This is a genomic window from Turicibacter sp. TJ11 (assembly GCF_021497505.1).
Lineage (GTDB): Bacteria > Bacillota_I > Bacilli_A > MOL361 > Turicibacteraceae > Turicibacter.
This window is the reverse complement of sequence record NZ_CP069349.1, coordinates 281066-305437: the sequence shown is the minus strand read 5'-3', so window position 1 is coordinate 305437 and position 24372 is coordinate 281066. Positions and strand designations below refer to the sequence as shown.

Sequence of the window (24372 nt, the reverse complement as noted above, 5' to 3'; positions counted from 1 at the left end):
TCTTACAGCAAAGATGAATCTATGTTTGTTTCATTTACATGATTATTTTCCTGCTTTTTCAGCCTCAAGATTCATTTTATCAATTTTTCTAATGAATGGAAGATAAGCAAAGAATGATAGAATTAAGATGACAGCTTGTAATACAGCAGCTCTCCATCCTCCGATGATGAATCCTGAAACGATTGGTGGTGTTGTCCAAGGAACAGAGATGGCCGAGAATAAAGGAACTAATCCTGTTGCTAGAGCAAAATATGTGATAATTCCTGAAAGAACAGGCATTCCGATAAATGGGATAGCTAAGAAAGGATTCATAACAATTGGTGTACCGAATAAAATAGGTTCATTAATGTTAAAGAGTCCCGGTACTCCTCCTAATTTTCCTAATTCTTTACATTGCTGAGACTTAGCAAAGAAAATCATATATGTTACTAATCCAAGAGTTAATCCAGATCCTGTAACTGTGATGAATTGATCGATAAATTGTCCTGTTACAATATGTCCACCATTTTCAATAGTTAAAGCCATTCCTGAGTCTAAAATCGCTTGATTTGCCAATGCATTAGCTTGAAGAAGAGATCCCATAATTCCACCGACAATCGTTGCACCATGAACACCAAACCACCATAAGAAAGGAGTTAAGAATGTCATCATAATAACTCCACCTAAAGAATCTGTCATTCCTTGTAGTGGTGATTGAATAACGGAATAAATAGCTTCAATAAATGTTGTATCTAAAACAAACTTGAAGAAAGCATAAACAAGTGTTGCCCCTGTAATAATAGCAAAACCAGGAATTAACGCCGTAAATGAGTTCGCTACCCCTTCAGGTACTCCAGCTGGCATCTTAATGCGAATATCATGTTTCATAAACCATGAATAAACCCATCCAACAATTAAGCCAATTAGAATAGCTGTAATCATCCCTTGACCAGCTGTCCATGTTTTATCAATGATGTTACTTACAATTTCTCCACTTTCAGAAACCACAAAAGAGTTTGTTGTGATAAGAAATACGACAACCCCTAATACTCCAGCATTTAACCCTTGATATCCTTCTTTTTTAACATACTCATAGGCAATTCCCATAACCCCGATTAGTGCGACAATATTGAATGTCGCTCCATTTACTTGATTTAATGGATCCATCCATCCCATTGAAGTCAACCAATCAACTACCGCTTTAATCGGAAAGTTGGCAAGTAATAAAAAGATAGAACCAATGATTGTTAACGGCATGGTATACAATAATCCATCCTTTAACGCAACAACACCTTTTAAACTAACGAACTTCATAATAATAGGTACCACTTTGTTACTGAAAAACTCTTGCATGACAATTCCCCCTCTCAGGTTTTACTTTAAATTTAAAGCAAACTCTAATACTTTCTCACCATTCATCATTCCATAGTCAACCATTGGAATAACTGCAACTGGAATATTTTTAGGCTTGCAAATTTGCTCTGCTGCTTTTAATCGATATCCCACTTGTGGTCCTAATAAAGCAATATCGCAATCCTCTGTTTCTTTATCCATTTGTGATTCTGGATAAGCGACAATTTGTACGTCAAGTCCTTTTTTATCTGCTGCTTCTAACATTTTTTTTACTAACATACTTGTTGACATCCCCGCTGCACAAAATAATTTAATTTTTAACATGTTCATTTCCTCCTCATTAATTATTAAATTTATCATGATAAAGTTCGATAAATTCCTCTGCTACAATTTTCAAAGTCTCCGTTGTCATCAGCTGATCTTCAGCATGCATTAGTAATAAGCTAAATTCTGATTTTTCACCCGCTGCCTCTTTTTGAATCAGTGATGCATGAGCATGGTGACCTTCAACAAATACTTTAGCACCTTCTACCATTAATTCATTGGCTACTTCAATATTTCCTTTTTTCGCTTCCTGAATCGCTTCTACATATAAACTGCGAGCGGTTCCGACTGCTGAGATAATTTGAAAGCTAATTAATTCATTACCATTCATTCTCTTTTGCCCCCTTTTTCTTATCGTTGTTTCGTTCTTACATGATTATTATAGCAAACGCTTACATTTTTGACTATACTTAAGCCTCCTTAAGAAACAGATAACGATTTCTGTGATTTGTTACATAAAAAAAACAACTAGATAAATGGCTCATAAACATAAAAAAAGCCCATGATTTCATGGGCTTTTTCACATAATATCTTATTGACTTAAAAGGAATTGAACCTTCTTTCCTAGTTTTTCTAAAATATAAAGCACGGGTACTTGTGTCGTTAAGTCTACCTCAAGATTTTCCCGATCAACTGGCACATAATAACTTAACGTCACATCTGACATTTTAGCAATGGTACTCGTTTCACTATTAGTAATAGCGACAATAGCACAGTTAAAACTAGTAAATCGTTTTAATTGTTCAATGGTTTGAGTTGTTTCTCCAGAAACTGAAAGCGCAATAATTACAGATGCATCATAGTATCCTGACGGAACGGGATAATACGGATCATCGATATGTTGAGCTAGTTTCCCAACACTTGAAAAATACCTCGCACCATATTTAGCTAGCACGCCTGAATTACCGATACCGGTTAGAATAATTTTTTGAGAATAATATAATAAGCTGGCGACTTCATCAAGTTTTTTATTAAACTCATCCGACTCGGTTCGTTTGAAAAAATCTAGTAAAATTCCTAAGTCTCCTATTTTAACTTGACTTGGTTTTTGATTCAAATACATTTTATACTTCAATTTAAATTCTGAATAACCATTACAGCCAACTTTTTTGCAAAAACGTAAAACAGTGGTTGTTGAAACATGTGCAGCTTCGGCTAAATCTCTGATTTTCATCTCAATCACATGATCTTGATGCCTAATAATATAGTTATAAACTTCTAATTCTAATTCATTTAATGACTTAATCTCCTGATAGCTAAACATCTTTCCCCCTCCACACCTGATAAACAAGTGGTTCATATGATTTCCAATCATCACTATCGGCTATTTATAACTTTCTTTTAATTATATCAGTAAAGTGCTTTCATTTGAACTTTAATTGTTAAGTCTGATAAAAAACTACATGAGTATTTCTTCTACTTAAAATATTTTTTTATTCATTCCCTCGTATATCGTTACATTCTATCGAAATTCAAAAGAAAAAGCCTCTTAAATTAAGAGGCTTTTGAATGAATTATAATTTTAAATGAGCTAAGGCATCAGCAAGTGCTGAATTCATCGGTTCGGCACTTTTTTCTTGTTCACGTAGATATTTTTGAACATCACGCTTACTTCCTTGCTTTTTCTGTTCCTGTTTACGTTTATTATACGTACTCAGCTTTTCTCGATGTCCACATACACAGGCAAACATTCGATTCTCCCCTTCACCGCGAAGCTCTAGTTTTTTATGACATTTTGGACAACGTGAATTCGTGACTTGAGAGATTTTTTTTCGTGTTCCACATTCACGATCTTGGCAAACAAGCATTTTTCCACGCTTTCCATTCACAGCTAACATCGGCTTTCCGCATTCTGGACACTTGGTTGTCGTGAGATTATCATGCTTGTAGCTCGCTTCACTATTTTTTATTTCTGCCACAACCACTTCAGCATATTGACGCATTTGATTGACAAACGTCTGACGATTTAATTTTCCACTAGCAATGTCACTTAACTTTTGTTCCCACTCACCCGTCAATTCTGGTGATTTTAAATCAGCTGGTGCAAGTTCTAATAATTGCCTTCCCTTTGACGTTAAGTGAATCTCTTGTCCTCGCTTTTCAATCATAAAACTATTAAATAATTTCTCAATAATATCCGCTCTTGTTGCCACGGTTCCAAGTCCACCAGTCTCGTTTAACGTTTTTACCAATTCTTTTGAAGCCCCATTCATAAATCGAACTGGATTTTCCATCGCAGATAATAATGTTCCTTCATTAAAATAGGCTGGAGGTTGTGTTTTTCCTGTCGTTTGAACGATTGTTGTGATTGGCAAGACTGCTCCTTCATCAAGAGAAGGTAATAGTTGATGATCATCAGACGCTTCATCATCATTTGTATAAATAGCTTTAAATCCAAGCGAGATGACTCGTTTTCCTTTCGCTACAAAGGTCTCGTTTCCTATTTTACCCGTTAAATTTGTTTGCTCATAAACAAATGGTTTAGATAAAACTGCTAAGAAACGTTTGACCACTAAGTCAAAAATCTTACGCTCTTTATCACTTAAATCACTTAATAGTACCGTTTGTTCCGTTGAAATAATCGCATGATGATCACTCACCTTTTTATCATCTACAAAGGATTTATTCGTAACAATCTTTGATTTTAATAATTGATTAGCTACTCCTCGATAAGGTCCAATAGCGATTGCTTTCAAACGCTCAGGTAACGTCTCTACAAGATCGGATGAAAGATAACGTGAATCGGTACGCGGATAAGTTAAAACTTTATGATGCTCATATAACTTTTGCATAATAGATAATGTTTCTTTAGCTGAAAAGCCATACCTTTTATTGGCATCACGTTGTAATTCTGTTAAATCATAAAGTCCTGGTGCATACATTTTTTTCTCGGTTTTCACCACTTTTTTAACGTGTAGCGTTTCTCCTTGCAATGATTTCATTAATTGCTCGATATAAGTTTGATTAAATGTTTTTATATCTTTTGACTTTTGATCTTGCCAGGTCCATTTAATCCCTTCTGTTATAGCAGTTAATCCATAATAAGATTTAGGTTTAAACTGTTTAATTTCTTCTTCGCGTTTCGCAATCATAGCAAGTGTTGGTGTTTGCACCCGTCCACAAGAAAGTTGCGCATTGTGTTTGGTCGTTAAAGCACGTGTCGCATTCATTCCTACAATCCAATCAGCTTCTGATCGCGCAATCGCTGATGAATAAAGCGCCTCGTATTTTCGTCCATCCTTTAAGTTCTTAAATCCTTCTTGAATGGCTTTATCTGTCACAGATGAAATCCATAAACGTTTAATTGGCTTTTTGACGGAAACTTTATCAATAATCCAGCGTGCGACTAATTCTCCCTCACGACCTGCATCAGTGGCAATAATGATTTCAGTTACATCTTGACGTAACATCTGTGATTTAACGACTTTAAATTGTTTCGCTGTCTTTGGAATGACGACTAACTTAAACTCATTAGGAAGCATCGGTAAATCTGAAAGCTCCCATGATTTATATTTTGAATCATAAGCCTCCGGGTCAGCCAGTGTCACTAAATGACCAAGCGCCCAAGTGACGATATAATCTTTTCCTTCTAAATAACCGTTACCTTGTTTTGTACAATTTAAGACGCGTGCAATATCACGTCCAACGGATGGTTTTTCAGCTAACACTAATCGTTTGCTCATTTTTAACATCCTTCCTTTATCTAAATTCTTATTCATTGTATCACTTCCAACTAAAAAAGACTATGCTCTGTCATTTTTTTCAAAATCACTTATTTATGATATAATGATAGAAAAATAAGGGAGGATTTATTATGAAACGATATTTACTAGGGGGACTATTTTTACTATTAGCCATTTTAATGTTTTGCTTTTATTGTATTACACCATTTCCAATGACTGACCAGATCACGATAAACTATCCAGATTCATTCATGATTACAAAAGAAAATAGCTATGAAACGCAAGTTAAAAATGAATGTTCTGCCTTTTCTAGTGCCTATGTTCTTCGTCACTTTGGAGAGAATCAAAACGGTCTCTCTCTTTATGAGAAATTTAACTATAAATTACCCTTTTCAGGCTATGTCTTACCTAAAGGGATCTTAGATTATTTTAACTCGACGTCTTATCAAGTCACGATGTATACCGGGACTTTTGAAACGTTAAAAACTCAACTGACAAAAGGAACACCTATCATCGTCTTAGTGGGAAATCACTTAAAGTGGCAACATTATATGACACTCATTGGATACGATGATAATCGTCAGGAAGTCTACTTCTTTGATTCTTTACGTGAAACAGATGAGAATGACTTATTACCAGGAAATCGTACCCTAAGCACCGATTATTTTTTAGATCTTTGGGATAACGGTCTTCCAGTTTTTAACCACTTATACTTTGTCATTGAAAAAAGGTAATCCTTAAAAAAGAAAAGGATTACCTTTTTGCTGTTCGTCTTCTTGTTGATCAAATAAAAATTGTCTTTTTTGCTCTTTATCATACGCTAACAAGCAAATCAGTCCAATTAAAACAACTAAAATCACACAAAGAATTAATGAAACTTGAATTAACAAAACATCATTCACAACCATCCATCCTTTATCATCAAGTTAACCTTAATATGTAAAATAATCAATTAATTATACGTCAATGAACACATGTTATGATATTTCTTCATAGGCTATTCTAGCGATAAAAAGTTGAGGTGATACTGATGAATAATCTAACCCGAAAACAGATTGGGAATCGTACAATATTTATAACGATTGTTGTAAATATTCTATTATCTCTAATTAAATTAATGGCTGGTTTTATCGGTCATAGTACTTCCATGATTTCAGATGGGGTTCATTCAATTTCTGATGTCATCAGTTCAATTGGCGTTTTTATTGGATTTAAAATTTCTCAAAAACCAGCTGATTTTGAACATCCTTACGGTCATGAAAAATTTGAAGCGATCCTTAGTAAAGTACTCGCTTTTATCTTATTTATGACAGGATTATCTATTGGATTTTCTGCGATTCAAACCATTATTTCAAATAGTTATATCAAACCTCAAATGATCGCCATTTGGGCCGCAATCTTATCTATTGTCATCAAAGAATGGATGTATCATTATACTCTTCGACGAGCTAAGAAAATTGAATCTACCGCTTTAGCAGCCGATGCATGGCACCATCGAAGTGATGCTTTATCTTCAATTGGAGCCTTAGTCGGGATTATAGGGGCTCGTCTTGGATATCCTATTTTAGATCCACTAGCTGCCATTGTCATAACAGTGATCATTTTAAAAGTGGCTATTGATATCTTTATTGAGGCCACTAATCAAGTAATTGATAAATCGGCGAATCCTGAGATCATTAAAGAAATTACACAATACATTCAATCAGTAGAAGGAGTCTTAGCGATTGATTGTTTAAAAACGAGAATTCATTCCAATCGGATTTATGTTGACTTAGAAATTTCAGTTGATCCTACTCTTACCTTAATTGAGGCACATGCCATTGCTGAAACGGTTCACTACCAACTTGAGCACCACCTTCACAAAATCAAACATTGTACTGTACACGTCAACCCGCTTCATCTACCAGGAGATGCTCCTCATAAGTACCACCATACTCATAATGAGTAGGCTCTATCATGACTCATAAGTAGGTTATTAAAGAAGGAGATTCATTCCTTCTTTTTTTCTTAATTAAACGGTTTTGCCTCGTCAAACCTCTATCCTACTATAATGATAAATTCCACTTTCTTTTATAAATAAGGCACATAAAAAGAGCTGATTACTAAATAATCTGGAACCTATGTCAAGGACATTAAAAAAAACATGAATTATGCGGCATCTAAAAGATGATTTCTGTATCCTACAGGAGTCATCTTTTTTAAATTCCACTGATATCGAGCTGTATTATGGTACATCATATAGCGTTTAATTTCGCGTTTTAACTCTTCTAAGTTCTGGCATTCTTTAAGTAAGGCTTCATCTTTAAAATGCCCAAAGAATGATTCTTGGGGGGCATTATCCCAACAATTTCCCTTTCTGGACATGGATTGTCCTAATCCTTTTTTCTTTAATAAGTTTTGGAACGTTGGACTGGTGTAATGGGCCCCTTGATCGGAGTGAATAAAAGCTTCTGGATGAAGGGGAATTCGTTTATTCCTAAATAATTTTTCAATCGTCTCTGTCACAAGTGGCATTTTAAGATGATCTGAAATATGATAAGATAAAATTTCATTCGTAGAACCATCTAAAATCGTGGATAAGTAAGCTAATTGCCCCTTTCCGTAATAAACATAAGTAATATCGGTCAATAACACTTTACCAGGAACCTCTTGTCGGAATTCGCGATTTAAACGATTAGGAACGACTCGGTGTTCTTCTGTCGCTTTAACTATTTTTTTATAGGGATTTTTTTTGCGATGTGGGCAGATGATATCGAACTTTCTCATGATACGTCTAATTCGTTTCAGACTATAAATAATGCCCATTTCATTCTCTAATGTCATCTTAATTTGACGAGAACCTTTTTTATAACCACGTCGATGGAATACATTTAAGATAACATCACGAACCTTTAAGTCATCCTCTTCACGTTTCAATCGATGATATTTAGCTGATTCACTGAAATAACGATAATACCCTGAACGAGAGACGTTTAGGGTATCACAAAAATAGTGAATAACGCCAGTTAAGTTAAAGCGTTCAATCACTTGGCGAATTAACTCATATTTTTGAGCAGTCGTCAGGGACTTAACTACTTGAGTAACCCCCTTTCCATCAAATAGACCTTTTTTAACCATTCATTCTCGGCCTCTAATAACTTCATTTTAGCTTCGAGTTTAGCCGTCTTTTCTTTGTCTGTTAAAGCTCTATTTAACCGTCTTCCAGAGTTCGTTTGACGGGTATCTTTCAATCCTAATATGCCTGACATTCGATAAGCCTTCTTCCAACGTGAAGCAGCCGCTTCAATCCGTTTCATTCCTATGATGTCAACATCAAATCCTGCTTGTTCAAAGATCATTCGCGGTGTTTTTGATTCAGCGATTTGTAGAACGACTAACTGTTTAAATTCATCACTGTAAGTGATTGATTTTTCTGATACTTTTTTAACATAAGGGTTTTTATTTAAAATCTTAATCTCTTTTTCAGTAAATGTTTTTTGACTCATTCTCTTCACCATTCTTCTCTAAAGTTGTCTTTATTCTATTATAAAATAAAAGAACCTATAAGCTCACACTTTTTTTAAGTGTCTAGCTTATAGGTTCTATTTTAAAATGTAACAGCTCTTTTTATTCTCTTAACTAAAACTATCTATTGCTGAACTGGAAACATATAATAAGGCATCGACATGGTCATTGGACGATCTGCCACTGGCATCGGGTAACTCGCTACCCCGGATTGCCCCCCTTGATAGGGTAGCCCTTGATAAGGCATCATTTGAGGCTGATACGTCGGTTGTTGATTATAAACAGGTTGCGATGGAATGGTATAAACATTATGCGTTTCCTTAATCGGTTGCTTTTGTTTCATCCATTCATCAAAGTCTGGATAAAGTTCTTCATCTTCATTTGATGTGCTTGATGTGATGATTTGCTTTTGTCCTTGTTGGTTTTGTACTTGAGCTGCCTGTGGTCCATTGTATCCATAAGGAGCATAGCCATAAGGCATTGGAGCTTGATAAGGAATTGGTTGGGGCACGGGTTGAGGATAAACAGGTTGCGGATAAACAGGTTGCGGTGCTGCTTGAGCATTTTTAGAGCCAAACGTGTTAGCTAAAAAGGCACCTGCTAAACCTCCAACAATAAAGGATCCAATTCCTCCAAAGCCACCATCACCACCCCAATGACCTGGACCTGGTCCACAGTTACCACCTGGTCCGCATCCACCACCATCAAAAAAGCCGTCATCAAATCCCCGATAACCTCTCATTAAATTATATGGATTTTTTCTATAGGAACGTGGCCAATACATAAATTCACTCCCTTCATGGAACATTTCTTTTATATTATATCCACCTACTCATCAAGTGGTGTTTAAAATGTATAAGAAAAAGGCTAAAGATTGCTTTAGCCTTTACTTTTTCAAACTAAACTTCATTGCTTCATCCACCGTCTCAAATACTTTTTCCGCGCACTGTTTGATTTCATCACATGCTTCAGGTAACGTATAGCCATGGAACGTTTCAAACATTGGAACGTCATTAAAACTATCTCCTATACAGTATACTTGATCAGGATTAATATGATGTAGCTTCGCAACATAGTCAACTCCTGTCGCTTTTGATAATCCTTTAGCTGAAATATCAACATGTCTTAAATTAGAATAAGCCACAATCTCATCGCCAAATTCTTGATTCATTTTTTTAGCAAACTCGATGGCCTGTTCGTGACTTTTCATTTTAATCGAAATTTGTACAACTGGTTGTTTTAACGACTCTTCAAGCGTCAGATTATATTCTTTAAAGAAAAGTTTGAATAGCTTAAATAAATAAAATGTTTTGTGACTCCATTTAAAAGTCGTTTGATAATGCCCGTAAATGCCGTCCGTAATTTCATACTGTAACAGTTCTTCTGCTTGAATGACTTTAACAATTTTTCTTGCGACTGATTCTTCAATTGCTTGTTGAAATAAAATCTCACCATCTTTTGAAACGATAATTCCACCGTTTAACCCGACAATATAATCATAAACGATGCCATGTAGCCATTCTTCTAATCGTATTAATGAAATCGATCGCCCTGTTGCAAAAACAAACAAATGACCTTCTTTTTGCCATTTCTTTGTCATCTTAATATTCTTCTTTAAATCTAGTTGCCCCTTTAACGTATGCTTCCAATATGTTCCGTCGTAATCTGATGCGAATAATTTCATTACTCTCTTCACCCACATTCCTTTTTTCTTTAGTTTTAGTCTACTTGAAAACCTCACAAAGGACAAGCCCTTTAATTGTCAAAAAATAACTTCTCTTTCTTAATCAAACGAGCTTTATTTATTTGTGCTTTCTTTTAATTCACTTGGACAGAAATGACTTAATGAGTTTCCTTTATTTTAAATCAAGCATCGGTCAATAAACTTCCTAACATATCATCTACTCCATTTTTAACTTAAAAGAAAAATATAGTTTTTGAAGTTTTATCTTCTATTTTTAGGCAAATATCATCAAAACTAGCATATATTAGTATAGAGTTTATATTCATCGATTAAATGATGATTAAGGGAGATTGATTAGAATGGCTAATGTTAAGTTTAATGGGAATACGTTTTATGTTCCTTCAGACAAGATGGTTGTTTGTATTAAAGATGATTGTGAGGTTCATTATGATTCTTCATTGACATCTGAAGCAACTTCCTCTGTCACTAAAGGACAAGTCTTTTCCGTTTTAGCTCAAAGAAATAAGATGTATAAAATTAAACTAGGATGGATCAATGAAGAAGCTGCTGAAATCTTATTAGAACCTAGCAATGAAATCACAGACTTAGCAGAGCCTTTTGTTGTAAAAGTAATTGTTAATACTCCGGTTTTCACTGAACCTTCTACTAAATCTCATATAACAACTTTATTACGTATTGGTGATTTACAACAAATCGTTGGTGAATCAGAAGATTTCTTCAAACTAGAACACGGGGGATTTATTGAAAAAAGAGGTTGCCGACGTTATTAATTGTTAAGTCCGATATCAAATCGGACTTTTTTATCTCACAAAACATCAGTCCAATTCATTTTAATTTAATGAATACAAATCACAAAAAAGCTAATACTTAATTGAAATTTCTTCTTAATCTAATAAAACTAATTTAATTTCTGTTAACTCCTTTCACAACTTTAATTACTGAGATCTGTTTAATGCTATTATTTATGACTTACCTGTTAAGTTATTCTTAATGCCTCTTGGTTAAGATATGAACCGTGTTTCACTACAAATAAAATTAGGTTTCTTATTAGATGAAATAATCCTCTTCAAAATAGTAAAAAAGGCTACGTTACGATAGCCTTACTTCAATAATTTTTTAATATCTTCTTCAATTTTTGATGGTTTAACGGTTGGAGCATAGCGTCTAATCACGTTCCCATGACGATCAATTAAAAACTTTGTAAAATTCCATTTAATTTCTGAACTAAATACCCCTTTTGCCTCTTGTTTTAAAAATTGATACAACGGGTGCGCATTAGCTCCATTCACTTGAATTTTTTCAAACATCGTAAATGTAACTCCGTAATTCAACTGACAAAATTCATGGATTTCCTCATTAGTTCCTGAATCTTGTTTCGCAAATTGATTGCAAGGAAAACCTAAAATTTCTAATCCTTCTGCATGATAATTTTGATATAGTTCCTCTAACTCTTTAAACTGGGGTGTTAATCCACACTTACTCGCGGTATTGACAACTAAAATAACATTTCCTTTATATTGCTCCATTTTAACGACTTGACCATTCATCTTTTTAACTTCTAATTCATAAAATTTCATTTTATTTTCTCCTTTAATTTTTCAAAACTTAATTTAAAAACTGTATTTAAAACGTAAAAATGCTAGACCTAGTGGACCTTAGGCTAGCACTTTTACTTTCTCATATATTGAATAATGACACTCTCCCTTTTTAATAAATAGACGACTCATTCAAGGTTTGAAATAGTATATTAAAAATACCGCTCCCCCTTCTCTAAATACTGATTGTCTTTATTAAAACTAACATCCTTCTTACTGTAATAAGGATAATAGTGAATCTCTTTTTTATCTAACTATTAAAACTAGTCGTTAGATAAGCATAACAAGATGCTTGAGTTTTAATCATTTAATGGGTTCCCTTTTCAACTTCCTTAGTCCATTTTAGTGTCGACGATATTCACTAGCCACCGTGACAACAATAGCTAAAGCTAAATAACTCAAAATGTAAATCCATGCCGTTTGACTTAAAAATAAAAATAAGATTAAAAAATAGGATGTTGATGTCAAAATGACAGATACTAATAAGCTTCCACCATAAATAGCAACTAACATTCCTTGAATTAAATATAAAAATGGAAATAAAGCTAATATCGGAACATAAATTTGGCTACGATCCATGACTGTTTCAGCTAAAAATTCCCCACTCAATAAGACGATAACCGGTAAACATGCAACCAAATATCTTATCCAATGTTTCATCCCCTATCCCTCCTTCACTTAGACCTTCTATCTAGTTTATCTTATGTGATCGCCTATGGATTGGTTAGTCTTTTTAAACAAATCCTCATGATTTTAAACCTCTCTTTTACTTCTTTATTTCCCGCTTATTAAATATCCTAATAAAAAAGATGATCTCTTAAATTGAGAATCATCCTTTTTATTTATTGAATCACGAAGTGAAACATAACCGCTACGACTAATCCAATCGTCACCATATTTCTAATCATATCGCCTGCACTCATGCGTTCTTCATACTTATATTCGATTTTTCGTTGCACCTACCTGACACTCTCCCTTAATATTCTTTTACCCATCCTTATATGAAAGAGACTTTGAATCATCCTTTCATCTCACCTACAATTATACTCTAAAAACTACATTTTCCAACAAAAAAATGATTTTTCATCATGACTTTAAGCCCTTTTAAAGAAAATCATTATTTTTAATCCTAGTACCTGCTTTCGTTAGACGTAATGTTTAAAACAAGAGGATATGGATCTCCATTAAAAATGTCATTTAGAAATGATGATTTCTTTCTAAATGACATTAACAAATTTAAAAACCTGATTCTCTATTTCATCCATACTTCAGATGTATGATATTCTACTTGCTCAATTGCGGCTTCTTTTATCCACTCATCTAATTGTGCTTTAGAAAAATAGTACTCATCATCAACTTTAAAATACGGAAACATGACACCTGAAAAAACACCGTCTTTTTCCAAGGTTCTTCTTTCAATATTGATCATTCGAATGATTTGCTCTTCTGATAATCGAAGATAATCGGCTGCTTCATCAATTCGTAACACTTGATGACTTTCCTTTGTCTCAATTGAAGGCAGATTAATCGTCACCGGTAACTTCAGCGCAATTATCGATGAACCAACCACGATTGTACAAGCAAGAATGATAATCGAATTCGCTAATCCTTTATTATTATTCATCTTTATTCTCCTCTTATTTTCATTAACTCACATCATCCTCTATTAAAGTCTATTATTCAGCGTAACATCTTATAACAAAGACGACTGCTATCATTGTATGCTTATCATTAAAGCTTTGAACGTTCATTCAAAGCGCCTTAATCTGATTTAAAGTACTTTAATCATTTCTTTTAATCCAATTTATTTACTAAATACGTAAGGCCAGATTCATTTTATTTACGTAAAATAAATCTGGCCTTATATCTATTACCAAAGTCACTTGAAACTAAAAGACTGAAACTCATTTTTTTGAATTCGTTCTTGATACTGAGTTGGATTTTCCCCACAAAACTTTTTAAAGACGCGATTAAAATACAGCTGATCATGAATTCCTACTAACTGTGCCACTTCTTTTATCATAATATTTGGAGTTTTTAATAACTCTTTAGCTTTATAGACTCGTAATTCATTAATGTAACTATTAATTGTTTTTTTAGTCTCCCGCTTAAACAAGCGACTTAAATAAGCTTCATGTAAACAAGCTTGAATCGCCAATTGTTGAAGCGTAATTCGCTCTTGATAATGCTCATGAATATAATTTAAAACTGTTTGAATCTCCGTTCGATAATGGGAAAAATTTAAGGTTGGATGGATTGCTAAAAACTCCTTTGACGAGCTGTATTGACCTAATACTTTACACTGCTTTAACTTTGAAATAGAGTCAACTATAAAACGTTTAGAAATTTGTAAATCAGCTTCAATATTCTTTCTAATCTTCTGAATCAAGTGAAGCCAATCATCCATTAATTCATGATTTTTAAGTTGTGTAGATTCATAAATGATGATGAGTATTTTATCATTAATTAAACGAACCATATCATAATCGTAGTTTCTTAAATATCGCTTCATCAGACACTCGATCTTAATGAACGGCTGTGAATCAATTGCATTAAAAAATCTCAGTTCAAACAGGCTAAACTGTGGGTCGAAAAGCTGATAAAGTTTAGTATAATGATTTAATTCATCATCGCTATAATAAACTTTTCCTGTAAGAATAGCCATTAAAAAGGTTTGACGTCCTAATCTAAAATTCTCTGATTTTCTTTGTTCTATCTGCTGCTTTTGTAACTCTTTAAAAACGTGATTGATGACTAAGAGGACCTCTTCTTCAGTCACACTGTTTTTAAGATAATCATCTAGTCCCCACTTTAACATTTGATTGATCATTTCATAATCATCTTGCTGACTGATTATCATGACTTTTGTGTCATATCCTCTTTGCTTAACTTCTTCGACTAAGCTTAAATCATAAGAGATACTGATTAAAAGTAAATCGATTGACTGCTTGTTCATGACTTCCATTGCGTCAAGTTCATTTTTACACGTTGCTACAATCTCAAAATCACACACTCTCGAGTTTAAAAGATTTTCTAAATTCACATGAACAACTTGTTCATCATCGACAATTAAGATCTTTAACAAAGGATATTCCCCCTAGTTCATTTTGTTTCACTATCTTAATGATGACTACCGTTCCTTCATGACAGTGACTAACATTCATTGATGCTCCACATCGTAGATGTTAAACATCGATAGACATTGTTAATCACACTTATCTTCTATTTGCTTTGATGGTGATTTCCCCTTACGCAGCCTATTTATCATGTAATAAATCAACCATCTACCCAATCATCATCTATTTATTTCTTTTTCATTATAACATTAAATAAAAACGCTTTCTATAAAGTTTTACATAATATTTTCATTTTTAAAACAATAATAGTCAACTAATTACTAAAAAAGAAGTTGTATTTAATGGCATACAACTTCTTTTTTGATTCATGACACGTTATAAAAATTTTCTAACTCTTCCCTCATAATCAATTAATTTAACTTCTTATTTCTTAAAAAAAGTTAGGAATTCCTTAATCATCTAATTTTTTACTAACTGAACAAATGCTTCTTTGTTTTCATTCATCCATGACCATTGATCAACTAATTTTAAAATTTGCTTTCGTAAATACTCTGTTTTTCCGGCAATTTCCGAGGAAATATCACATCGATAACGGGTAATAAAATGTAAAACAACGTCTAATCGACGTAATAAAATTAATGAGGGTAAATATATCATTTCTTCATTCGTTAGTTCTACACTACCTCTTAAGCCTTCCATAAAGGCTTCGAGTTTAGGCCAAATTTCATCTTTTCCTTCGTACAGTATTTCTGATAAACAAATAGCAATTTCCATCACACGTAAATCTTTTGTCACAAACTCAAAATCTAAAATACGTGAAATCATTCCCTGATCATTCATCAATAAATTAGAGGAATTAATGTCTCCATGAATCAGTTGTTTTGGTAATTTAGCTAACTCGTCTCTAATCTGTTTCCATTCAACGTAACACGCTTCTACGATCTTCAACTCATCACGTAAATCTTTAAACGCTTCATCAGGCATCTGACAAAAAGCCTCGATTTCATGATTAGGATAGGCTTTATCTAATTCATAGTAAGGTAAATAACCTTGCTTTTCGTTTTCTAATTTTGATAATGCCTGACTCAATCGTCCAACCATTTCGCCATAATTCTTATACTGTTCTAATCGCTCTAATTTTAAGTTAACACCTTCTTGATATTCAAATAATACAGCTAGCTGACCATGGTAGTTAACAACATATTCTCCTTTTATGGTTGGAACTAATACAGGAACGGGCACACCCTTAATCCTACTTAAAACCTTTTGTTCAACCTTGACTAACGCTTCATCATTATGATTTTGATAAATTCTTAAGACATACTTTTTTTCATTCCATTCAATGAACCGAGTTAAGTTATTCATTCCACTCGCTCCCTGATGAATTTGACAGTCTCCCTCAAAATAATACTTTAAAACCTCTCTCATCTCATTAACATTCATCGTCATTCCTCCTAAAACAAACTTTATTATAGCACATAAAAAATCACTAGTTAAACTAGTGATTTTTAGTTATAAGATTTTATCTAAAAACTCTTTTGTACGTGTGTGTGTTGGTTGAGTAAATAACGCTTCAGGCGTTGTATCTTCAAGAACTTGGCCTTGATCAATGAAAATAGCACGTGTTGCTACATTTCTAGCAAAATTCATTTCATGAGTTACAATAACCATCGTCATGCCACTTTCACCTAATTCTTTCATGACTTCTAAAACCTCTTTAACCATTTCAGGATCAAGTGCTGATGTTGGTTCATCAAATAACATTAACTTAGGATTTAATGCTAATGAACGTGCAATAGCCACACGTTGTTTTTGTCCCCCTGATAATTTAGCAGGATACATATCGATTTTATCCGCTAATCCAACGCGTGTCAGTAAATCTAAAGCAATTTGACGAGCAGACTTTTCATCTAGCTTTTTTAATAATTTTAAAGCTAACGTAATATTCTCTCCGACCGTTTTATTTGGAAAGAGATTAAAATTTTGAAAGACCATTCCAATGTGTTCACGAATTTCATTTAAATTTGTTTTAGGATTTAATAAATCAGTTCCTTCAAATATAACTTGTCCTTCTTCCGGAACTTCTAATAAATTCATACAACGCAATAAAGTTGATTTCCCTGAACCTGATGGGCCAATAATGGTAACAATCTCACCTTCTTTGATTTCTAAATCAATTGATTTTAAAATTTGTTTTCCATTAAAGAATTTTGATAATTGATGAATTTTAAGCATCTTGATTTAGTCTCCTTTCAAACATTGATACTAGCTTTGAACAAAGTGAGGTTAAAATAAAGTAGATGATAGCGGCAACGATGTAAACCCCAAATGCATTAAATGTTGCTGCCGTCACTTTATCTGCATTGTACATTAAATCAGCTAGTCCAATAACTGAAACAATGGCTGATTCCTTAATAATTACAACAAACTCATTCCCTAGTGCAGGTAAGATATTTTTAATCGCTTGTGGTAGGATAATGTGCTTTAACGTTTGTTTTTCACTTAACCCAAGTGAACGTCCCGCTTCCATTTGACCTTTATCAACCGCTTGAATTCCGGCTCTAAAGATTTCAGCGACATAAGCTCCTGAATTAATAGCTAATGCAATAGCGCCAACAATAAACTCTGCTGAGATAGGTCCGACTGGCTTAAGACGAATATGAAACAACTGTGGAATCCCAAACCAAAAAATAAATAACTGAATCATTAAAGGCGTTCCTCGGAAAAAGGCAATATAAACATCTGCTAATTTGTTAAATCCTTTTCCAAGGATTCCTTTATTATTAAATCTTGTAATAGAAATTAACACTCCAATTAATGTTCCAAAAATAACTGTTAAAAGGGCTAATAGGATAGTCATTCCTGATCCCTTTAAAAACATTGGATAATAATCTGTAATAAAATCAAACATCTCTTCACCTACTTTAATTCATATTCTTTATTTATTCATTAGCAAGTTTCATCGCTTCTTCTAACATGCGATCTAATGTTCCATCTGATTTTAATGAAGCAATTAACGTATTAACTTTTGCGACTAATTCTTCAGATCCTTTAGGCAGAGCGACTGCCATTGATTCTTCTGATTTCACGACAATTCCAGATACGACAACATTATCAAATTCTTCAGCATAACGATTAGCAATATCTTTTCCTAAAATAACCGCATCCACATTTCCGTTACTTAACTCTAACGCGATTGATTGTGTCGTCGCTAACTCTTTAACTTCTGATGTAAAAGAAGCTGCGATTGGTGTTTGAATACTTCCTAACTGTGTTCCGATTTTAATATCTTTTAAGTCAGCTTCTGTTTGATAATTAGTCGCTTCTGATTCTCTAACTAAAACAGCATTTTCTCCTGTGTGATAAAAATCTGAAAAATCAACTTGTTTTAGACGTTCTTCATTTGGACTCATTCCTGAGATTACCATATCTAACTGTCCAGATTGTAGTGCCCCTACTAATCCTCCAAAATCCATATTTTTTAATTCAACATCGACCCCTAATTCCTCAGCAATTTTTTCAGCTAACATGACGTCAAATCCAACTAACATTTCTTTTCCATCTACCATTTTAAAGAACTCAAATGGCGGATAGTCTCCTGATAATCCAACTAATAAAGTTCCCTCATCTTGAATATCCTCGACCGTAATCCCCTCTTGACCACAACCAACAACCCCAACTAACATGAGTAATAAAACCATTAATAATTTTTTCATTATTTTCTCCTCCTCGATTTCTCTTACATTTGATTTTCCTTTTTCGACAAATAAAAAGACCGCCTCTTTTACATTAAGAGGCGATCTTTAAACCGCGGTACCACTCTTATTGATACAAGTTTTTGAATCGATCAAAGTGAGTATGTTTATAAAAAAAGTCATCTCTTATAAACATAAGAGACGACCTATTGACCGCGTTACCACTCTAATTGATACAAATAATCTTGCATCCACTCTGCTCAATAAGGGGAGTACCCAATTATCATACTCTATACCATTGTATATTTGTGATAATCTCCATAGAAGGGCGTTTCACACATAAGAACTGGCTAGACTCACACCAACACTAGCTCGCTTAACAGTTGAATTTATGGCTACTTTCTTCGTCAAAGGATTTATTCAAATCAAATTGTTATTTACATTTTAAGGTAACTCCTATTAAAAATCAAGAGCTTTTATTAAAAATATTTTTTAAAAATTGATTATCTTTCAGGCCTGTTTTAAAGTAATGTTGATATTAATAAAATTTTTCTAAAAGTAAAAGCGACCGTTATATTTTATCGGACACTTTTTATTATGCTGTTATTCTTTCATTAAGTTCTACATTAACTGAATAATTATTCTAACCATTATCCTCTCTTCTATCAGTTGCTTGGATAAATAGTGATTAGCATCATGTTAGATTGTAATACCGCTGTAGGCTCCCTCTAAGAAAACATGATAAAAATAGAAACAAATCCTGCAAAAAGTGCTGTTAAAAATAGGATAACACTATCTATTTTGTTCTTATGATAACATTCCCATCCATTTATAGCATTTAATAGAGCTAATATAAGAAGCATAATAGAAGTATTGTTTTGATACCCCATTATTACTGATACCGCTGTAACAATTTGAAAAAAAACTAATAATAGTTTTATATATTTCAATACAATCCTCTCCCTTCACTCTGTTGTTAATCATATTATAAATCTTTATCTAAAAATTAACAATTTATTATTATACAAAAGCGGCAGTGCGTGTTCTAATGGAAGCAACCGAACAATCTGTGTAATTAGCTTGGGATAGAACATAGGATTTTTTTATCTTGATAGACTCACGCTCGAATTTAAAAAGTTCAATAACTTGAACAAATATAAATAGTTATGTCAGTGTTAGGTAGACACTCCATTAAAATTACTCATAAACCATTTCAATCGACCATGAAGCGAATGATGCGAAAATTTTGTATTATCAACACCTATTTAAAACAGAACCTATCTTTTTATTTTACACCCTAAGAAATCGTTATTTACAATAATGAAAAGCGCAATTATTTTTAGCTCATTGACGTCTGTTATCAATCACTCATTTCAGTTTCTTTCGTATCCACCCATGCTTCATAAGTTTGTTTTAATTGCTGTAAATCAAGCGTTATCAGCTGCTCAATCAGTTGTTTTTTGAGCGTTTGATCTTCATAACGACTCATAATGAGTTGTCTCATTTCTCCTAGAAGATTAACATATTCAACATAAGTGTCATCATATTTTTCTTCTAACTCTTCTTTAATCTTTTTTGCTAAGACCGGACTCTTTCCTCCCGTTGAAACACTTAACAGTAAATCTCCTCGTTTCACAAACGAGGGAACGGTATAATTTGATAATGCGAGCTGATCAACGACGTTCACTAATTTTTTATGACGATGACAGTACTCTCCAATTTGTTGATTAATTTCTGAATGATTTGTAGCTGCTACAACGATATCACTATTTTCAATATACTTTTTTTGATAGACATCATGAATTAACTTAACATTTTTCAGTTCATAAAACTCATCGATAAATTTAGGTGCTACAACAGTGACTGCTTTATTAAATTGAATAAAGTTTTGACACTTTCGGTAAGCTACTTTTCCTCCACCAATAATCACAATCTCAAAGTGATCTAACGCTAGATTAATAGGATACAACATAAGGCTTCCTCTTTCTCATTAAAAAAGATCGATGACAATGTATTGTCATCCATCTTTTTTTATTTTGTTTGATGAATCATTTTAGCTAAGTCTTTAGCAAAATAAGTGATAATAATATCCGCTCCCGCTCGCTTAATTGAGAGAACCGATTCATAAATCGCTCCTTCTGCTAAAATTCCATTTTTAACGGCTGATTTTAGCATCGCATATTCACCACTCACATTATAAGCAGCTAGTGGTAAGCCAAACTCATCTTTTACACGTCGAATGACATCTAAGTAAGAAAGGGCCGGCTTTACCATTAAGATATCTGCTCCTTCTAAAACATCTAACTCAGCTTCAATTAATGCTTCATTTGTATTGGCTGGGTCCATTTGATATGTCTTACGATCGCCAAAGGCAGGCGATGAATTTGCCGCTTCGCGGAATGGCCCATAAAAGGTAGATGCATATTTAACACTGTAAGACATAATTCCAACATTCTCAAATCCTGCTTGATCTAATCCCATTCGTAAAGCTTTAATACGCCCATCCATCATATCTGAAGGAGCTACCATGTCTGCTCCAGCTTTTGCATGACTGATTGCAATTTTAGTTAAATAATCTAAGGTTACATCATTTTTAACGTATCCCTCTTCATTCAAAATTCCACAATGTCCATGACTCGTATACTCACACATACAAACATCGGTAATAACGTTCATGTTTGGATCAATTTGTTTAATCTGACGAATGGCACGTTGAATAATTCCGTCTTCATTGAAGCCTTCACTTCCACACTCATCTTTTTCGTGATCATGAGGAACGCCAAATAAAATGACATGCTCAATTCCTAATGCATTTAACTCTTTAATCTCTGGTTCTAGTCTATCGATTGAAAAATGATAAACATCTGGTAAAGATGAAATCTCACGTTTAATGCCTTCTCCTTCTACAATAAATAATGGATAAATAAAATCTTCTACATTTAATCGTGTTTCTCTTACTAAGTTACGAATCGCTTGATTGACTCTTAATCGACGGGGTCTTCTTAACATTGTATTTTCCTCCAAACTAATCAGCTATCATGACATCTAAAAGACCATCAATGGTTGCTTGTTTTGCTTCTTTATAAACGGTTAAACCAGCCTCACATAAGGCCGAAGACGTTACAGGCCCAATTGAAATTAACTCGCTCTGTTTTAATTGATTTAAATTTTCATTTCCAATCAGTCGAACAAAGTTTTTAACACTTGAAGAACTTGCAAATGTAATATAGTCCACTTTTTCGTGCGTCAAAATCTCTAAAAGTTCCGTTTTTTGATTGAAATCAATGACGCTTTCATACGTATGAATTTCATGTACTGAACAGATTTCTTTTAGCTGAGTCACTAAAAAATCTCTTGCATTTTTAGCACGCGGAATCAAAATGTTATCTTGGGGTGTTAAGTGTGGCGCTAGTGTTTCATATAATGACTCTGACACAAATTCTTTTGGAATAAAATCAGCACGAATCCCTCTAACTTTCATTGCTTTTGCAGTTGAACTTCCAATCGCACAAATTTTTAAGTGAGCTAATGCACGAGCGTCTAATCCTAATTCATCTAATTGATTAAAGAAAATATCAGCTGCATTTTGGCTCGTTAACACTAAGTAAGTATATTTATTTAATTGTTGAATCGCTTCTTGTAATTCTTTATTTGATTGAAACTTTTCAATCTTAATGGTAGGAATTTCGATTGGGTTTCCACCTAAATCACTGATTTTTTCAACGAGCGAACTATTTTGTGTTCGACTTCTTGTGACCATAATATTTTTCCCAAATAGCGGTTTATTTTCAAAGAAGTTGAGCGTTTCTCGAAGATTCACCACTGATCCGACAACAATTAATGTCGGTGGCTTGATTTCTTCTTTTTGAGCAACTTCATATACTTCTTCTAATGTTGAAACAATAACTTTTTGACTGAAATAAGTGGCCCAACTAATTAAAGCAACGGGTGTTTTTTTACACTTACCTTCTTTGATTAACTGTTCACTAATTTGCTTTAAGTTTGAAACTCCCATTAAAAAAACTAACGTTCCATTAACATGGGCTAAAGCATTCCAGTTTAAATCTGAATTACTTTTATCATCGGCTCTTAAATGACCTGTCACCACATGAAAAGAAGACGCATAATCGCGGTGAGTAATTGGAATTCCAGCATAACAAAGCCCTCCAATCGCTGAAGTAATCCCTGGAACCACTTCAAATTCGATTCCTTTTTCTCTTAACGCCTCCCCTTCTTCTCCTCCTCGACCAAATACATAGGGATCGCCACCTTTTAATCGTGTCACTATTTTTCCCAAAGCTGCCTGCTCAACGATGACACGATTAATCTCTTCTTGAGAGAGCGTATGCTGATTAGATGCTTTTCCAACATAAATGAACTCACAAGTAGGCTTTGCCTCCTTTAAATAATTCTTATTGACCAAACGATCATAGACAATGACGTCGGCTACTTGAATACACTCTAATCCCTTTAAAGTTAGTAATTTATAATCTCCTGGTCCTGCACCTACTAGATAGACTTTACCCTTCATAACTTTCATACTCCTTTAACACAAGCTGTGCTAGTTCAATTCCTAAATCGATTGGAGATTCCACACTACCTTCTAATGTTTTAATAATCAGTTGACTTCCCTCTTCATTTCCGTAAAGCCCCGTTAATTTAAGCTGATGCCCAACTACTTCACAGTATGCTCCCATTGGAACGTGACAACTTCCATTAACTCCAAGTAAAAATCCTCTTTCTGCTTGAACTTGAACTTCTGTGATGACATCTTTGATACTATCAACTAATTGTTGGATAGTGACATCATTTTCTCTAATTTCAATGGCTAGCGCTCCTTGAGCAGGAGCAGGAAGCATTTGTTCAATCGGTAAATAGCAAGTGATATAATCCGTCATCTTAGCTCTCACTAATCCAGCGGCTGCTAATACAATTCCATCTAAATTTTCTTCTTCTATTTTTTTAATTCTCGTATCAATGTTTCCACGAATCGGAACGACGTTTAAATCAGGCCTTAATTTTAATAATTGATATTTTCGACGCTTACTTCCTGTTCCAATTTTCGCACCAACCGGTAACTCTTCAAGACTTTTATACGGTTGTCTCAAAATTAAAGCATCTCTTGGGTCTTCTCTTTTAGGTGTTCCAGCAAACTTAAGCCCGATAGGTAAAGATGATGGCATGTCTTTCATACTATGAACCGCTATATCGATTTGACCATCCATCAATTGCTGCTCAATTTCCTTAACAAATAATCCTTTATCACCGATTTTATCTAACGAAACATTTTGAATTAAATCACCTTTAGTCTTGATAATCTTAATCTCAAACTCAATCATCGGATGCTTTTTCTTTAACTCTTGAATGACCCAATTCGTCTGGGTCAAAGCTAATTTACTTCCTCTTGTACCGACAACTACTTTCATCTTTATCTCCTTATCTTCCATTAATTTAATC

The 24372-nt window shown here is 33.8% G+C and carries 24 protein-coding genes and 1 other annotated feature; of the genes, 3 read left to right on the top strand and 21 right to left on the bottom strand.

What is annotated here, in order from left to right:
- Window positions 1–42: 42 nt before the first annotated feature.
- The 5 genes from JRC48_RS01465 to JRC48_RS01445 all read right to left on the bottom strand — a co-directional run bounded on the left by JRC48_RS01465 (window position 43) and on the right by JRC48_RS01445 (window position 5339).
- On the bottom strand, window positions 43–1332 hold the full coding sequence (locus tag JRC48_RS01465; RefSeq protein WP_235070104.1) for a PTS sugar transporter subunit IIC: 1290 nt from the start codon (window positions 1330–1332) through the stop codon (window positions 43–45).
- Between the two features lie 21 nt (window positions 1333–1353).
- Window positions 1354–1656, bottom strand: coding sequence for a PTS sugar transporter subunit IIB (locus JRC48_RS01460; RefSeq protein WP_235070103.1), 303 nt, complete (start codon window positions 1654–1656; stop codon window positions 1354–1356).
- Window positions 1657–1672: 16 nt separating this feature from the next.
- The gene (locus JRC48_RS01455) at window positions 1673–1987 is read right to left on the bottom strand and encodes a PTS lactose/cellobiose transporter subunit IIA (RefSeq protein WP_235070102.1); all 315 of its coding nucleotides are present in this window, start codon (window positions 1985–1987) and stop codon (window positions 1673–1675) included.
- A gap of 201 nt (window positions 1988–2188) precedes the next feature.
- A complete protein-coding gene (locus JRC48_RS01450) occupies window positions 2189–2920 on the bottom strand; it encodes a MurR/RpiR family transcriptional regulator (RefSeq protein ID WP_235070101.1) in 732 nt (243 codons plus the stop codon).
- A gap of 250 nt (window positions 2921–3170) precedes the next feature.
- Window positions 3171–5339 (bottom strand): DNA topoisomerase 3, encoded by a 2169-nt coding sequence (locus JRC48_RS01445; RefSeq protein WP_235070100.1) that lies wholly within the window; start codon window positions 5337–5339, stop codon window positions 3171–3173.
- Between the two features lie 131 nt (window positions 5340–5470).
- Between JRC48_RS01445 and JRC48_RS01440 the strand changes: the two genes are divergently transcribed.
- Window positions 5471–6073 (top strand): C39 family peptidase, encoded by a 603-nt coding sequence (locus JRC48_RS01440; protein ID WP_235070099.1) that lies wholly within the window; start codon window positions 5471–5473, stop codon window positions 6071–6073.
- A 3-nt stretch (window positions 6074–6076) separates the two neighbouring features.
- On the opposite strand, the gene JRC48_RS01435 is transcribed toward JRC48_RS01440, so the two are convergent.
- Window positions 6077–6241 (bottom strand): hypothetical protein, encoded by a 165-nt coding sequence (locus JRC48_RS01435; protein WP_235070098.1) that lies wholly within the window; start codon window positions 6239–6241, stop codon window positions 6077–6079.
- Window positions 6242–6369: 128 nt separating this feature from the next.
- Here JRC48_RS01435 and JRC48_RS01430 point away from each other — a divergent pair, with 128 nt between their 5' ends.
- The gene (locus JRC48_RS01430; protein WP_235070097.1) at window positions 6370–7287 is read left to right on the top strand and encodes a cation diffusion facilitator family transporter; all 918 of its coding nucleotides are present in this window, start codon (window positions 6370–6372) and stop codon (window positions 7285–7287) included.
- A gap of 200 nt (window positions 7288–7487) precedes the next feature.
- On the opposite strand, the gene JRC48_RS01425 is transcribed toward JRC48_RS01430, so the two are convergent.
- From JRC48_RS01425 to JRC48_RS01415, 3 genes are all read right to left on the bottom strand, one after another.
- Window positions 7488–8824, bottom strand: a protein-coding gene (locus JRC48_RS01425) for an IS3 family transposase (RefSeq protein WP_235070096.1) whose coding sequence is annotated in 2 segments (ribosomal slippage) — window positions 7488–8434 and window positions 8434–8824 — 1338 coding nt in all. Because the reading frame shifts where the segments join, the coding sequence is not laid out codon by codon here.
- Between the two features lie 143 nt (window positions 8825–8967).
- Window positions 8968–9627 carry a hypothetical protein gene (locus tag JRC48_RS01420; RefSeq protein WP_235070095.1) on the bottom strand — a complete coding sequence of 220 codons (660 nt, stop codon included), beginning with the start codon at window positions 9625–9627 and terminating at the stop codon, window positions 8968–8970.
- A gap of 102 nt (window positions 9628–9729) precedes the next feature.
- Entirely contained in the window at window positions 9730–10527 is a 798-nt protein-coding gene (locus JRC48_RS01415; RefSeq protein ID WP_235070094.1) for an HAD-IIB family hydrolase, read from the bottom strand.
- Window positions 10528–10886: 359 nt separating this feature from the next.
- Between JRC48_RS01415 and JRC48_RS01410 the strand changes: the two genes are divergently transcribed.
- Window positions 10887–11318, top strand: a complete 432-nt coding sequence (locus JRC48_RS01410; protein WP_235070093.1) for a hypothetical protein — start codon at window positions 10887–10889, stop codon at window positions 11316–11318.
- Between the two features lie 330 nt (window positions 11319–11648).
- Here the strand turns inward: JRC48_RS01410 and JRC48_RS01405 are convergent, their stop codons facing one another.
- The 12 genes from JRC48_RS01405 to hemC all read right to left on the bottom strand — a co-directional run bounded on the left by JRC48_RS01405 (window position 11649) and on the right by hemC (window position 24341).
- A complete protein-coding gene (locus JRC48_RS01405; RefSeq protein ID WP_235070092.1) occupies window positions 11649–12125 on the bottom strand; it encodes a glutathione peroxidase in 477 nt (158 codons plus the stop codon).
- Between the two features lie 360 nt (window positions 12126–12485).
- On the bottom strand, window positions 12486–12803 hold the full coding sequence (locus JRC48_RS01400) for a hypothetical protein (protein ID WP_235070091.1): 318 nt from the start codon (window positions 12801–12803) through the stop codon (window positions 12486–12488).
- 592 nt (window positions 12804–13395) lie between these two features.
- A complete protein-coding gene (locus JRC48_RS01395; protein ID WP_235070090.1) occupies window positions 13396–13767 on the bottom strand; it encodes a helix-turn-helix domain-containing protein in 372 nt (123 codons plus the stop codon).
- Between the two features lie 255 nt (window positions 13768–14022).
- Window positions 14023–15228 carry a helix-turn-helix domain-containing protein gene (locus tag JRC48_RS01390; protein WP_235070089.1) on the bottom strand — a complete coding sequence of 402 codons (1206 nt, stop codon included), beginning with the start codon at window positions 15226–15228 and terminating at the stop codon, window positions 14023–14025.
- Between the two features lie 451 nt (window positions 15229–15679).
- On the bottom strand, window positions 15680–16663 hold the full coding sequence (locus JRC48_RS01385; RefSeq protein ID WP_235070088.1) for a phosphotransferase enzyme family protein: 984 nt from the start codon (window positions 16661–16663) through the stop codon (window positions 15680–15682).
- Window positions 16664–16732: 69 nt separating this feature from the next.
- Window positions 16733–17455 (bottom strand): amino acid ABC transporter ATP-binding protein, encoded by a 723-nt coding sequence (locus JRC48_RS01380; RefSeq protein ID WP_235070087.1) that lies wholly within the window; start codon window positions 17453–17455, stop codon window positions 16733–16735.
- Window positions 17448–18131 carry an amino acid ABC transporter permease gene (locus tag JRC48_RS01375; RefSeq protein ID WP_235070086.1) on the bottom strand — a complete coding sequence of 228 codons (684 nt, stop codon included), beginning with the start codon at window positions 18129–18131 and terminating at the stop codon, window positions 17448–17450. Before JRC48_RS01375 ends, JRC48_RS01380 begins: the two co-directional genes overlap by 8 nt.
- 31 nt (window positions 18132–18162) lie before the next feature.
- A complete protein-coding gene (locus tag JRC48_RS01370; RefSeq protein WP_235070085.1) occupies window positions 18163–18936 on the bottom strand; it encodes a transporter substrate-binding domain-containing protein in 774 nt (257 codons plus the stop codon).
- 173 nt (window positions 18937–19109) lie between these two features.
- Window positions 19110–19335, bottom strand: a binding site (T-box leader).
- Window positions 19336–20275: 940 nt separating this feature from the next.
- Window positions 20276–20887 carry a bifunctional precorrin-2 dehydrogenase/sirohydrochlorin ferrochelatase gene (locus JRC48_RS01365; protein WP_235070084.1) on the bottom strand — a complete coding sequence of 204 codons (612 nt, stop codon included), beginning with the start codon at window positions 20885–20887 and terminating at the stop codon, window positions 20276–20278.
- 59 nt (window positions 20888–20946) lie between these two features.
- Window positions 20947–21924 (bottom strand): porphobilinogen synthase, encoded by a 978-nt coding sequence (gene hemB / locus JRC48_RS01360; protein ID WP_235070083.1) that lies wholly within the window; start codon window positions 21922–21924, stop codon window positions 20947–20949.
- A gap of 16 nt (window positions 21925–21940) precedes the next feature.
- Window positions 21941–23446, bottom strand: coding sequence for a uroporphyrinogen-III C-methyltransferase (gene cobA / locus JRC48_RS01355; protein ID WP_235070082.1), 1506 nt, complete (start codon window positions 23444–23446; stop codon window positions 21941–21943).
- A complete protein-coding gene (gene hemC, locus JRC48_RS01350; protein ID WP_235070081.1) occupies window positions 23436–24341 on the bottom strand; it encodes a hydroxymethylbilane synthase in 906 nt (301 codons plus the stop codon). Before hemC ends, cobA begins: the two co-directional genes overlap by 11 nt.
- Between the last annotated feature and the right edge of the window lie 31 nt (window positions 24342–24372).